This is a genomic window from Flavobacterium eburneipallidum, from assembly GCF_027111355.2.
GTDB lineage: Bacteria > Bacteroidota > Bacteroidia > Flavobacteriales > Flavobacteriaceae > Flavobacterium > Flavobacterium eburneipallidum.
Genome location: NZ_CP114291.2, coordinates 3,310,265 through 3,324,991, shown reverse-complemented (window position 1 = coordinate 3,324,991; position 14,727 = coordinate 3,310,265). Strand labels below are relative to the sequence as shown.

Annotated in this window: 9 protein-coding genes; all 9 read left to right on the top strand. The window is 35.2% G+C overall.

The features are described 5' to 3' along the window. Nucleotides 1–5: 5 nt before the first annotated feature. The 9 genes from OZP15_RS14065 (at nucleotide 6) to OZP15_RS14025 (ending at nucleotide 14,451) form a co-directional block, all read left to right on the top strand. Complete coding sequence (locus OZP15_RS14065; protein ID WP_281336439.1) at nucleotides 6–1,241, top strand: SGNH/GDSL hydrolase family protein; 1,236 nt, start codon at nucleotides 6–8, stop codon at nucleotides 1,239–1,241. A 69-nt stretch (nucleotides 1,242–1,310) separates the two neighbouring features. Then, nucleotides 1,311–2,162, top strand: a complete 852-nt coding sequence (locus tag OZP15_RS14060; RefSeq protein WP_269226078.1) for a sialate O-acetylesterase — start codon at nucleotides 1,311–1,313, stop codon at nucleotides 2,160–2,162. Nucleotides 2,163–2,244: 82 nt separating this feature from the next. Beyond that, nucleotides 2,245–5,124, top strand: coding sequence for a glycosyl hydrolase 115 family protein (locus OZP15_RS14055; protein WP_281336438.1), 2,880 nt, complete (start codon nucleotides 2,245–2,247; stop codon nucleotides 5,122–5,124). A 57-nt stretch (nucleotides 5,125–5,181) separates the two neighbouring features. Continuing rightward, the gene (locus tag OZP15_RS14050) at nucleotides 5,182–6,105 is read left to right on the top strand and encodes an alpha/beta hydrolase (RefSeq protein ID WP_269226075.1); all 924 of its coding nucleotides are present in this window, start codon (nucleotides 5,182–5,184) and stop codon (nucleotides 6,103–6,105) included. Between the two features lie 35 nt (nucleotides 6,106–6,140). Further along, complete coding sequence (locus OZP15_RS14045; protein WP_281336437.1) at nucleotides 6,141–7,430, top strand: family 8 glycosyl hydrolase; 1,290 nt, start codon at nucleotides 6,141–6,143, stop codon at nucleotides 7,428–7,430. A gap of 79 nt (nucleotides 7,431–7,509) precedes the next feature. Continuing rightward, nucleotides 7,510–8,628 carry an alpha/beta hydrolase gene (locus OZP15_RS14040; RefSeq protein WP_281336436.1) on the top strand — a complete coding sequence of 373 codons (1,119 nt, stop codon included), beginning with the start codon at nucleotides 7,510–7,512 and terminating at the stop codon, nucleotides 8,626–8,628. Between the two features lie 105 nt (nucleotides 8,629–8,733). Next, a complete protein-coding gene (locus OZP15_RS14035; protein ID WP_269226072.1) occupies nucleotides 8,734–9,897 on the top strand; it encodes an alpha/beta hydrolase-fold protein in 1,164 nt (387 codons plus the stop codon). Nucleotides 9,898–9,939: 42 nt separating this feature from the next. Next, a complete protein-coding gene (locus tag OZP15_RS14030; RefSeq protein WP_281336435.1) occupies nucleotides 9,940–11,865 on the top strand; it encodes an alpha/beta hydrolase-fold protein in 1,926 nt (641 codons plus the stop codon). A 60-nt stretch (nucleotides 11,866–11,925) separates the two neighbouring features. Continuing rightward, the gene (locus OZP15_RS14025; protein ID WP_281336434.1) at nucleotides 11,926–14,451 is read left to right on the top strand and encodes a glycosyl hydrolase 115 family protein; all 2,526 of its coding nucleotides are present in this window, start codon (nucleotides 11,926–11,928) and stop codon (nucleotides 14,449–14,451) included. Nucleotides 14,452–14,727: the final 276 nt, after the last annotated feature.

Genomic DNA, 14,727 nt, shown 5'->3' with positions numbered 1-14,727 from the left:
AAAATATGAAAAAGCAACATATCAAATGTTTTTTGTTTTTTAGTCTTCTCATTTTTGTTTTGGGATGCAAATCCAATCAAACAGTAACAACCGAGAAAGTAACTAATCAAAATTGGGTGGGCACTTGGGCTACCGCTCAGATGTTAGTTGAACCAAACAATATGCCTCCAGCTCCAGGCCTTACGGATAATACTCTTCGACAAATTATAAGAGTTTCAATAGGAGGAAAGCGTATGCGATTGCGTTTTTCGAATATTTTTAGTGATGAAGCTACAGTTTTAAAATCAGTGAGTGTAGCCAATGTTGTTGAGGGATCAACCATTGATGGAAAAACTCAAAAGATTCTTAGCTTCAATGGAAATGCTGGTATAACAATGAATCCGAAGCAGGAAGTGTTTTCAGATGCTTTTGATTTTGCATTGCAGCCCAATCAGCTTTTAGCTATTACCATTCATTATGGAGTTACTTCTCAAAAAACATCAGGACATCCTGGTTCCCGCACCACTTCTTATATTTTGCAAGGAGATCAGGTAAATAATGTAGATTTTGCTGGAGCAGTAAAAACAGATCATTGGTATTCTATTATGGGATTGGATGTCATTGCTACTAAAAAATCGGCGACCATAGTATGTTTAGGAAATTCAATTACTGACGGTCGTGGATCAGGAACAAATAAACAAAATAGATGGACCGATATAGTATCAGCTCGTTTGTTAGCCAATAAAAGTACAGAGAATATTGGAGTTTTGAATTTAGGAATTGGAGGAAACTGTGTGGTTCGTGGCGGATTAGGACCAACGGCATTAGATCGTTTTAATAGAGATGTATTATCTCAAGAAGGTGTAAAATGGTTGGTTTTACTCGAAGGAATAAATGATATTGGAGGAATTAGAAAAGCCGAAGATGCCCCAGTTAGAGCACAAGAACTTATTGATGCTTATAAAGTAATGATTGAAAAGGCACATACTAAAGGAATTAAAGTATACGGCTGTACTATTTTGCCGTTTGCAAAATCTTTTTATGACGCTCCATTCAAACAAGAAGCAAGAGATATTGTAAATGCGTGGATCCGAAATAAAAACAGCGGTTTTGATGCTGTAATTGATTTTGATAAAGCAATGGTTTCAGAACCTGACTCTAAGACTATTTTATCCAATATGCACGATAATGATTTTTTGCATCCAAATGAATTGGGGTATAAAAGAATGGGCGAAATGATAGATTTAGATTTATTTAAATAACAATAGGATTGTATTTTATTTTATGCTATTCGACCACATTACATTATAAAAAAACAAACAATAAAAAAGATGAAAAAAGAAATTAGAAATTATGTTTTAGCTGTGGTATTAATCTTGGCTGGTCAACATTCCTATTCACAGGATAAAAATTTTCAAATTTATTTGAGTTTTGGACAATCCAATATGGAGGGAGCGGCTAAAATAGAACCGCAAGATACCGTTGAAGTTGATGGCCGTTTTCAGGTTTTAGAAGCGGTAAATTGTCCAGAATTGGGTCGTGAAATGGGGAAATGGTACACAGCCGTTCCACCATTATGTCGTTGTAAGACAGGTTTGACACTCACGGATTATTTTGGAAGAACATTGGTAGAAAGTCTTCCTAAAAAAGTCAAAGTTGGAATCATTAATGTAGCTGTTGGAGGTTGTAAAATAGAACTTTTTGACAAGGATAAATATGAAAACTATATGACTTCAGCTCCTGATTGGATGAAAGGGATGGTCAAAGAGTATGATGGAAATCCTTATGCAAGGTTAGTTGAAATGGCGAAAATTGCTCAGAAAAGTGGTGTGATAAAAGGGATTTTATTGCATCAAGGAGAATCGAACACAAATGATACCCTTTGGACAAAAAAGGTCAAAATAGTGTATGACAATCTAATGAAAGATTTGAATCTAGATCCCAAAAAAGTACCACTATTAGCAGGAGAAGTCGTTAATGCCGATCAAGGCGGTATATGCGCCAGTATGAATAAAATTATTGCCACACTTCCAGAAACTATTCCTAATTCATACGTGATTTCATCTAAAGGATGTACTGACGGTAAAGATAATTTACATTTTGATGCTGCGGGATACAGAGAATTAGGTAAACGATATGCAGAGAAAATGCTTTCGCTATCAGAAAATAAAGCTTCTAAATAATATAGGGGGTTTGTGTTAATTACTAATAAATCAATAAAACCATTTATTGAGAAATTTTAGAAAATGTTTTAAAAAATAAATAATGAAAAGATTTTTAATACTGCTGGTATTATTGCCTTATTTATCATTTGCCCAAATAATTGTAAGCAACACCATTGATAAAAAAAACGCTAATTTTTCAATTGTTGGAAAGAGAGATGTTGCCGCTATTTTTTACGACAGCTCAGAGAACATATTAGTAAAAAAAGCGTCCGATTTTTTTGCAGACGACATTGAGAAAGTTTCAGGTAAGCGACCAGTCGTTTCTTTTGCTGATAATTTGCAGGAGAATAATGTTATTATCATTGGAACAATTGGCAACAATCGTATGATAAACCAATTAGTTGTTGAAAAGAAAATAAACCTTGACGCTCTTAAAGGACAATGGGAAAGTTTTAGTATTCAAACAGTTGATAACCCATTTCCTGGGGTAAAAAAGGCTTTAGTTATAGTTGGAAGTGATCGTAGAGGAGCTGCTTATGGGGTTTTTAGCATTTCCAAAGAAATTGGAGTTTCGCCTTGGTATTGGTGGGCAGATGCACCGATTGTGAAAAAGGATGAAATATATCTTGAAAAATGCAACTATGTTTCGAATGGACCAGCGGTAAAATACCGTGGAATATTCATAAACGATGAATCACCGTCATTCAGAAATTGGGCAGTTGAAAAATTTGGAGGTATTAACCACAAAACCTATGAAAAAATATTCGAATTGCTTTTGCGAAACAGAGCCAACTACTTATGGCCTTCAATGTGGTTGCCTACTATGTTTAACGTCGATGATCCATTGAATCCTAAAACGGCCGATGAATTTGGAATTGTTGTGTCAACTAGTCATCATGAACCGATGATGCGAGCTCATAATGAATGGTCGTTGTTCAAAGGAGGTGCTTGGGATTATCAAACCAATAAAAAGCAACTTCAATACTTTTGGCGAGGAGGAGTTGAACGGAACAAAAACTATGAAAGCGCTATTACTATTGGAATGCGTGGCGATGGCGATGCAGGAATGTCTGAAGGAACTGCTGTGGATCTTTTGAAAACTATCATTAAAGATCAGCGTGAAATTATTGCCGAGGTAACAGGCAAACCAGCCGAAAAAACACCTCAAGTATGGGCTATTTATAAAGAGGTACAGGATTACTATGATAAAGGAATGCGGGTAGATGATGATATAACAATTCTATTCAGTGATGATAACTGGGGAAACATACGCTATCTTCCTAAAAAAGAAGATTTAAATCGTTCCGGTGGATACGGTATGTATTATCATTTTGATTATGTGGGTGCTCCGGTTTCATACAAATGGCTGAACACTACCCAAATTGAGCGGGTTTGGGAACAAATGAAACTCACATATGAACACGGTGTGAAAAATTTATGGATAGCGAATGTTGGCGATATCAAGCCTATGGAATTGCCTATCAGTTTTTTTATGGATTATGCTTGGAACCCAGATGCCATTCAAGCCGAAGATTTGCCAAAGTACTATGCCAATTGGTCAAAGCAGCAATTTGGTAATGAATATACTAATGAAATTGCAGAACTGCTTTCACTTTATACAAAATACAATGCTAGACGTACTCCAGAAATGGTAACGCCAAATACCTATAGCCTTGAAAATTATAGAGAAGCAGATAGAATTGTTGACGAATACAATACACTGGTCGAAAAGAGCAGAAAAGTTTATGGAAAGCTTGCAGAAAAATATAAAACGGCATTTTATCAATTGGTGCTTTCTCCAATTGAAATGTCTGCAAACGTTAACGAAATGTATGTTGCTGCAGCTAAAAACAAATATTATGGCGAGCGTGGTGCAGCATCTGCAAATTACTATGCGGATAAAGTAAAAGAATTATTCGAAAAAGATGCTGAATTAGCAAAAGCCTACCATGAACTAAAAGACGGAAAATGGAACCATATGATGTCACAAACCCATATTGGTTATACGTATTGGGATCACCCTCCATTGAATATGATGCCTGCTGTTTCTTATGTTCAAATTCACAAACCAGCTGAATTGGGCTATTTGTTGGAATATGGAAAAAAACCACAATGGGGATGGCTTGGTGTGGAGGCACAATGGGCTTTTAGTGAGGAACTGCCACAATTTGATCCAATCAATAACCAGAATTATTATGTTGATATCATCAATCGAGGCGAGGAAAAGTTAAACTATACCATTAAAGGAAAAGACAATTGGATTAAGCTTTCCAAGGAACAAGGAACCATACAGTTTGACGAAAAAGTGTATGTAAGTATTGATTGGGAAAAAGCACCGAAAAAAGATATTATTGGCGAAATCATTATATCCGGAACTGGAAAAGAATATGTGGTTAAAGTTCCTATACACTACACGCTTTCAAAAGCATCAGGTTTTGTAGAAAATGAAGGCGTAATAGCATTCGAAGCTGCAAATTTTACTAGAAAAACAGACTCCAAAGAGGTTCATTGGACGGTAGTTCCAAATTTCGGAAGAACGGATTCGTCAATTATTGTTGAGCCTGTAACGGCAAACAGACAAACTTTGAGTCCTAATTCACCAAGTATTGAATATGATTTTACTGTTTTCAAAGAAGGAAATTTAGCAATCGAAACTTACTTATCGCCAACTCAAGACTTCCATAAAAAAGACGGATTGCGATATGCTATTTCTATTGATGAGGGACAACCGCAAATCATTAATATGAACGAAGGTGAAGTTAAACCAGATTATGAATATGCAGATTGGTGGTCAAAATCGGTTGGCGATCATATCAAAATAAAAAACTCAACGCATAAAATGGATAAGCCAGGCAAGCATACTCTCAAAATATGGATGATTGATCCAGGTATTGTTTTTCAAAAATTTGTGATTGATGCAGGAGGACTAAAACCGAGTTATTTGGGGCCAATAGAAAGTGTAAATGTGAAGGCTAAATAAGCTTGTAAAGATTAGAAAAGAAATACTATTTATAACCAACCAAATGAATTTTATTTAATGAAAAGAGCAAATAAAGGTTTTCGGGATAATACACAAGGAAAGCTATTTTTAGTATTGCATTTTCTATTCTTTTCTGTGGTTATTAATGCACAAGAGATAATCACTTTATACCCTTCTAAAATTCCTAACTCAAAACCATCAACCCTAAAAGAGTCGGGTGCAGGAATGTATAAAGATGTAACCATCCCAACACTTGAATATTTTAAACCCAATGCCGAAAATGCTTCGGGAGTAGCCGTAATCATTGTTCCGGGTGGCGGCTATTCGGTAGTGGTTTATAATGGCGAAGGAGTAAGTACGGCCAAAGCATTGGCAGAAAAAGGTATTGCAGCCTTTGTACTTAAATACAGATTGCCCAATGAAGCCATAATGGTTGACAAAAAAATAGGACCATTACAAGATGCGCAACAGGCCATTAAATTAGTTAGGGACAATGCTCAAAAATGGGGATTGGACAAAAATAAAATTGGCATTATGGGTTTTTCGGCAGGTGGACATTTAGCTTCGACAGCAGCGACTCATTTTGAGAAATCCTATATAGAAAATAAAGAAAATACCAGTCTGCGTCCTGATTTCCAGATTTTAGTGTATCCAGTTATTAGTATGACAACAGCTTTGACTCATACAGGTTCAAGAGATAATTTATTAGGAAAAAATCCAACAAATGAAGAGGTTGATTTGTTTTCTAATGAACTTCAAGTAAAAGCGAATACGCCAATTACTTATCTAACCCATACTGCTGATGATACCACAGTTGATGTTGATAATAGCATTCAATATTTTGAAAAATTAAGGCATAATAAAGTGGATGCCGAAATGCACATTTATCCAAAAGGAGGACACGGATTTATTTTTAAGCACCCTAATTGGATGAATCCATTGTTAGATTGGCTTGAAAGTAATGCTTGGCTAAAAAAATGATTTGTTATTCAAATAAAATTTAACCATTACAAAATATGAAAAACCAAAAATATTTGCATTTATATGTTTCTAAAATAGGTCTGTCTTTATTGATTGTTTTTTTCTCTTCGACCATTGTTTTTGCTCAAGAAAAGAAAAAATCAAAAGGTTCTTTTGAGTCTATAAAGTATAGAAATGTTTTTAAAGAAGCAGGTTACAAAAAGGCTGATATCGATAAGAAACTTTCAAAAGCTTATTATGATGTTTTCGAAGGCCCTAATCGAGTTTATTTTACTGTGAATGATACGATGGCTTATGTTTCTGATGTAAAAAACAAGGACGCAAGAACCGAAGGAATGTCTTATGGAATGATGGTAGCAGTTCAGTTAAATAAAAAAGAGGTTTTTGATAAAATTTGGAGATTTTCTAAAGCGTATCTACAACATCAAAGCGGTTCACGAGAAGGCTATTTTGCTTGGAGTTTAAATCCAGTCACTATGAAACAAAACTCGCCTGGATCAGCATCTGATGGGGAATTGTATTATATAACTAGTCTTTTGTTTGCTGCTAATAAATGGGGAAATGACACAGGAATAGATTATTACAAAGAAGCCAGAAGAATATTAGATGCGATGTGGAAAAAAGATGGGACGGACAATATCTATAATCTTATTAATACGGAACACAAACAAATAACTTTTGTTCCTGAAGGAAATAGTTATAATTGGACAGATCCATCCTACCATTTACCTGCTTTTTATGAAGTTTGGTCTGAATATGCAAAAGATGGACATCAAGAATTTTATAAAGCGTGTGCAGATACTTCAAGAGTGTTTTTTCATAGGGCAACGCATCCTGTAACAGCTCTTAATTCCGACTATACCGAATTCAATGGAGAACCGCATCCTACACGTTGGATGCCAGCAGGATTCCGTTATGATTCTTGGCGAGTTCCTATGAACATTGCTATGGATTATGCTTGGTTTGGCAAGGATAAAAAATGGCAGAAAGAATATGCTGTACGGTTTCAAAATTTTTTAAGATCAAAAGGAATGGATACTTATGAAGATCAATTCAATCTTGATGGTTCAACGCCAGAATTTATTTTGCAAGCAGGTCCAGTAAAAAAATTAAGACATTCGATTGGATTAGTTTCTACAGCCGCAACAACAGCATTAATAAATGATGAAAAAGGGAGTTTAGATTTTGTACACGCTGTTTGGAATGCTAAACTAGAACCTTATGAGGATGGGTATTTCGACCCTTACTATGACGGTTTGATGTATCTTTTTAGTTTGATGCATTTAAGCGGGAATTATCAAATTATCACTTCAAAAGCCAATTAGATTTTTTAACAATAAAAGGCATAAATATAAAAGAGAAGAAAATCAGAAGTACTATTAATCAACAAAAAACCAAAAAATAATGAAACAGAATTATATTTTTTTAGTGTTAACAATGACTTTAATTAGTTCGTTAACGATGGCACAAACAGATTCAAAAATTATTGAAGATTTTAAACCTTCTACAGTAAATCAACCCGGAAAAGAGTTTCCGAAAGTAAATTCTCAAGGATATGCGCGTTTTCGTATTGAAGCACCCACTGCTGATAGCGTTAGAGTAAGCCTTGGATTAGGAGGCAAAGGAGGAACAAAATTAACGAAATCTGCTGATGGCGCTTGGACAGGAACTACAGGAGGCCCAATGGATGAAGGGTTTCATTATTATCACATCAATATAGATGGAGGGACATTTAACGATCCTGGAGCATTAAATTTTTATGGTTCTACTCGTTGGGAAAGCGGTATCGAAATTCCGGCTCATGATCAAGATTTCTATGCCCTAAAAGCAGTGCCTCATGGAAATGTGCAACAAATACTTTTTCCTTCAAAAAGCACTAATACTTCCCGTCGTGCCTTTGTTTATACTCCGCCTGGATATGGCAAAGAGCAATCAAAACGCTATCCAGTGCTGTATTTGCAACACGGTTGGGGCGAAGATGAAACCGCATGGAGCAATCAAGGACACGCTAATTTGATTATGGACAATCTTATAGCCGAAGGAAAAATTAAACCCTTTATTATTGTTATGACTTATGGAATGACAAACGAAATTAAGTTTGGGGGATTAAGAAATTTTGATGTTACAGCTTTTCAAACCGTTTTAGTCGACGAATTGATTCCTTATATAGACGCTAACTTCCAAACAATAGCCAAACAATCGCATCGTGCTATGGGAGGACTTTCAATGGGAGGTATGGAAACAAAAATGGTCACGTTAAACAAAACAGATGTTTTCTCTCAATATGCGCTACTTAGCGGCGGAACTTACAGTTCTGAAGATATTAAAGATAAATCTAAAGTAAAACTAATCTTCTTGAGTTGTGGAAGTAAAGAAAGACCTGATGGAGTTAAAAATGCAGTTGTAACTCTCAAAAATGCAGGTTTTAATGCTGTTTCTTATGTTTCAGAAGGAACAGGTCACGAATTTCAAACTTGGCGTCGTAGTTTAAAAGAGTTGGCACCGCTTTTATTTAAAGAGTAGATTTTAGTTAAGCTTTTAACCAACTCATTGTGTGAAACAAGCAGAAAGAATAGTACCAATCTGATGAATTTCATCCATTAGTATGAAAAAATAAATACTAACATTATGAATTATAAATTTATTACTCTCGTAATGATTTTGTTAACGAATACGGGAATAAGTTTCGCTCAATCAGCAGTTATCGAAGACTTTAAACCCTCATCGGTAAACCAACCCGAGCGACAATTTCCTCAGGTCAATTCACAAGGTCGAGTTCGTGCTAGCATTGCAGCTCCTAATGCCAATAAAGTTAAACTCGATATTGGAGGCGTTAAATATGATATGGTAAAAAATGCTGCTGGAGTTTGGACAGGCGAATCCGCTCCACAAGACGAAGGATTTCATTATTATCAACTCGATATTGATGGCGCTTTAGTACCCGATCCGGGAACTTTATACTTTTATGGAGCGGGTCGGTTAGGAAGTGGAATCGAAATTCCAGCATCAGATAAAGACTTTTATGCCATAAAAGATGTTCCTCACGGTCTAGTTAGTGAAAACATCTATTTTTCGAAATTGACGAATGCTTGGAGAAGGTGTTTTGTTTACACACCAGCTCAATATACTGCGGATGCTAAAACTCGTTTTCCTGTCCTTTACTTGCAACACGGAAGTTTTGAGGATGAAACAGGTTGGAGCAGTCAGGGTAAAGCGAATTTAATTTTGGACAATTTAATTGCCAGCAAAAATGCATTACCAATGATAGTTGTTATGGATAATGGATATGCTTATGAAAATCAAAAAAGTATTTCTGGTGATAAAGTAGTTCGTCCTGTATCCGTGTTTGAAGAAGTAATGATGACTGAAATTATTCCGATGATTGATGCCAAGTTTAGAACTATTTCAGATCGAGAACATAGAGCCATCGCAGGACTTTCTATGGGAGCAAATCAAACGATGAGAATTGCGATGAATCATCTAGACAAGTTTGCTTATTATGGAGGGTTTAGCGGAACCTCCAATTATCCAAGTTCGGATGAAATTAATCCAGCCACATTCTTGGACGGAAAGTTTAATGATGGAAAAGCAGTAAATAAACAGCTAAAAGTTTTATGGCTTGGATTGGGAACCAAAGAACAAAACCCTTTTCCTGATTCGGTAGGAGCTTTTAAAACAATGTTGGACAAACAAGGTATTAAATATGTGTTTTATGAATCTCCGGGAACAGCTCATGAATGGTTGACTTGGAGAAGATCTTTACATCAATATGCAAGTTTGTTATTCAAATAAGAACCAGATTCTATTAACTAATTATAAAATAAATATATTAAAATGAAGAAAAAATTAGTATCAATCATTGCTCTGGTTTTTATGACCAGTAGTCTATTGGCTCAAAAAATAGAAAAAGAAGGGCCAAAGGGTTTTGATCAAGTTCGAGCAGGAATTCCAAATGGGAAAATTGAGAGTTTAGAATATAGTTCTAAAACAGTGGGTACTATTAGAAAACTGACTGTCTATACGCCGCCCGGTTTCAACAAAAATAAAAAATACCCCGTTTTATATCTATTGCATGGAATAGGTGGTGATGAAAAAGAATGGTTGAATGGAGGAAAACCACAAGTAATATTAGATAATTTGTATGCCGAAGGAAAGGTAGAACCGATGATTGTGGTGATGCCAAATGGTAGAGCCGCAAAAGATGATAGTGCCTCGGGAAATACAATGTCTGCCGAAAAAGTACAAGGTTTTGCCACGTTTGAAAAAGATTTATTAAACGATTTGATTCCTTTTATCGAAAAAAAATACCCAACACTTAAAGACAGAGAACACCGCGCCATTGCAGGTTTATCAATGGGAGGAGGACAATCTTTAAATTTTGGATTGGGAAATTTGGATAAATTTGCTTGGGTAGGAGGTTTTTCATCCGCACCTAATACAAAGCAGCCCCAAGAATTAGTTCCAAATCCAGAAGAAGCCAAAAAGAAATTGAAACTACTTTGGATTTCATGTGGAGATAATGACGGACTTATTTATAATAGTAAACGTACTCATGATTATTTGTATAAAAATGATGTTCCTCATGTCTATTATTTAGAACCAGGCGGACATGATTTTAAAGTATGGAAAAATGGTTTGTATATGTTCTCCCAGTTTTTGTTTAAGCCTGTAGAAACATCAAGTTTTACAAAATATACCATTTTAGGTGAGCCAGCAGAAACGAATATTCGAAATGCTAAATATCCTCAAATTTTACCAGACAATCGAGTAGTTTTTAAAATTAAAGCGCCAGATGCTAAAAAGGTTCAAATCGATTTAGGCGGAAAAAACGATATGACAAAAGACGAGGATGGAACTTGGAATGTAACCACTAATGTAATAAATAAAGGATTTAATTATTATTCTCTTCTTATCGATGGAGTAGCAGTAGCGGATCCTGCAAGCGAAACGTTCTACGGTATGGGACGCATGGCAAGTGGCATAGAAATTCCAAATAAAGAAGGTGCTTTTTATGCTTTAAATAATGTTCCTCACGGTGACATTAGAATTAAAAAATATTTTTCAAAAGCAACTAATTCTTGGCGTGAAATGTATGTTTATACACCACCTGGATATGATAATTCAAACGAAAAATATCCAGTTCTGTACTTGTTACATGGTGGAGGAGAAGATCACAGAGGTTGGGCTACTCAAGGGAAAACCAATTTAATTTTAGACAATTTAATAGCCGAAAATAAAGCGAAGCCAATGGTTATAGCAATGATTGATGGCAATATGGGAAATACAGGAGGAATTGCGGGTTTCAACGAAAATGCACTTAAAGCCTTCGAAAGAGAATTAAAAATGGGAGCGATTCCATTTGTGGAAAGTAATTTTAAAGTAGCAACCGATGCTAAAAATAGAGCATTGGCTGGTTTGTCAATGGGTGGAATGCAAACGCTGTATGCAGGAGTTAAAAATTCGGATATGTTTTCTAGCCTAGGAGTGTTTAGTTCTGGTTGGTGGGCAAATAACCCCACTTTGTCAGACCCTCAGTATGAGTTTATGAAAAATAATGTAGCGACAATCAATTCAAATATTAAAGAATTTTGGATTTCAATGGGAGGTAAGGAAGATATTGCCTTTGAAAATTGTAAAATAATGATGGGCAAATTTGACCAAATGGGTATTAAATATAAATATAGCGAATATTCAGGAGGGCACAGTTGGCCAGTTTGGAGACACGATTTGTTTATGTTTGCTCCATTATTATTTAAGTAAAAGAGTATTAACTTCAGATCTTAATTTTCAAGAGAGGTTTGAAAGAGTAAAAAAAACACAATGAAAAAATTTTCAAAATATATTTTGACATTAGTCACAATCTGTATTTTTAGTTCGACAAAGGCTGCGGAGCCTTTTGTTACAACTGAAAAAAGTTCAGATGTAGTGATTATTAAAGAGAAATCATTACGTCTTTCTTTGTTCTTGAACGATGGAGTGGACAAAGGAATCCTGCGCGCAGTAAATAATTTGCAAACTGATTTTGAAAAAGTAACAGGAGATAACCCCACTATTTTTAATCAAAATCCAAATCAAAATTCGCCACTAATTATAATTGGAACAATTGGCACCAATTCTATAATTGATGATTTAATCAAACAAAAGAAAATTGATGGCAATCAACTCAAAGGTAAAAACGAAAAATTTATCATTCTGAATATTAAAAATCCATTTAAAGGAGTGGAAGATGCCCTTGTAATTGCTGGAAGCGACAAACGCGGAACGATTTATGGAATTTATGAATTGTCCAAGCAAATTGGAGTTTCACCTTGGCATTATTGGGCAGATGTTCCTGTTAAACAAAAAGAAAATATTTATTTCAAAAAAGGGATTTATACCGATGGTGAACCTGCCGTGAAATACAGAGGGATTTTCCTAAATGACGAGGCTCCAGCCTTAAGTGGTTGGTCTAAAGCTACTTTTGGAGGTTTCAATAGTCAGTTTTACGAAAAAGTTTTTGAATTATTACTTCGCTCCAAAGCCAATTATATGTGGCCTGCAATGTGGGGCAATGCTTTTTATGATGATGATGTCGCCAGCGGACCTTTGGCAAACGAAATGGGAATTGTGATGGGAACCTCTCATCACGAGCCAATGGCATTGGCACAGCAGGATTGGCGTAGATATATCAAAAAAAATAACCTGCCAAATGTTTGGGATTATTCAAAGAACAAAACGGTTTTGGATGAATTTTGGAAAACAGGAATCGAGCGCAGTAAAAATTGGGAGAAATTAGTTACCATTGGAATGCGAGGTGACGGAGATGAAGCAATGAGCGAAGGAACAAATACGGCTTTACTCGAAAATATTGTAAAAAATCAACGTCAGATTATTGAAAAAGTAACGGGTCAAAAAGCGGAGAAAACACCACAGCTTTGGGCTTTATACAAAGAGGTTCAGGATTATTATGATAAGGGAATGCGTGTTCCAGATGATGTAACATTACTGTTTTGTGATGACAATTGGGGAAATGTGCGCAAGCTTCCAGATCCAACCAAACCTTTACATAAAGGTGGTTACGGAATGTATTATCACTTTGATTATGTTGGAGCACCAAGAAACTCTAAATGGATTAACATCAGTCCAATTCAAAGGGTTTGGGAACAAATGAACCTAAGTTATGAGCACGGTGTAGATAAAATTTGGATTGTAAATGTTGGCGATCTCAAACCTATGGAATTTCCGATTAGTTTCTTTTTAGATATGGCTTGGAATCCTAAAGAATTCAATTCGCAGAATCTTTTTGAATATACTCAAAATTGGGCAGCTCAACAATTCGGAAAGCAACACGCCAAAGAAATTGCCAAACTATTAAACACTTATCCAAAATACAATCGCCGAGTTACTCCAGAAACGCTAGACAGTAAAACCTATAGTCTAGAAAATTATTATGAATTTGAAGCGGTTGTTAAAGACTATAAAAATTTGGCACTTGATGCGTATCGTATTAATGATGAAATTCCAAATCAGTATAAAGACGCCTATTTTCAATTAGTGCTTTATCCGATTGACGCTTGTAGTAATCTGTATGAAATGTATTTTGCACAGGCAAAAAACAGAAAACTTGCTGCTGAGAAAAATATTTTGGCTAATGATTATGCTAACCAAGTGAAAACTTTTTTTGCACGAGATTCGATTCTTCAGGATAAGTATAACAATAAAATTGCCGGAGGAAAATGGACTCACATAATGGATCAAATGAGGATTGGATATAAAGCTTGGAACGATTTGCGCAAAAATGTGTTACCAGAAGTTACTTATGTTTCTGAAAAAGAAATGAATACCAGCAAGATATTTAAAGAAAGTAATGGTTATGTTGCAATTGAAGCAGAACATTTTTCGACTTCTAATAATTCCAAAAGAATTCATTGGGAAGTGATTCCTGATTTCGGAAAGACAAAATCTGGAATAACTACTTTTCCTCAAAATGGGTATCCGAAAGCAGATGAAAATATCTTTGTTGAATATGATATTCACTTTGATTCCACAGCGGAATTTGATGTGCAACTCTTGTTGGCGCCAACACTTAATTTCAATAGTAATAAAGGACTACGATATGAGATTTCATTTGATGGAGAAAAACCACAAACTGTCAATTTCAATGGACATTATCGTGGAGAATTAGGAAAATGGCAGGCTGAACACATAATACGTTCTTCAACAAAACATACTATTTCGAAACAAGGAATGCATAAACTTCGTATTCGTGTTTTAGAACCAGGAATTGTTTTACAAAGGATTTTAATCAATACCGGAGGATTAAAACCAAGTTATCTAGGCGCTCCAGAAAGTGAAATGAAAAATTAAAGAATTCAAAGTCACATACCAAATACCCCAAAAGCATACACTTTTGGGGTATTTTTTTTAGTAATTCCAACTGGTTATTAAATTAAAAACCGAGCTAAATCTGAAATCACACAGTCATCTATTTGTTAGTATTTGGCTTTTAATTGTATTATAATATAATTATAAAGCATATTTATTTTGTTATTCGTAAAAAAATATTAAAACAATCGGTTGTGTAGATGCATTTTTTGTTTATATTTGAAATGTATTGCCAAGCGCATTATTAAATTTCGAAAT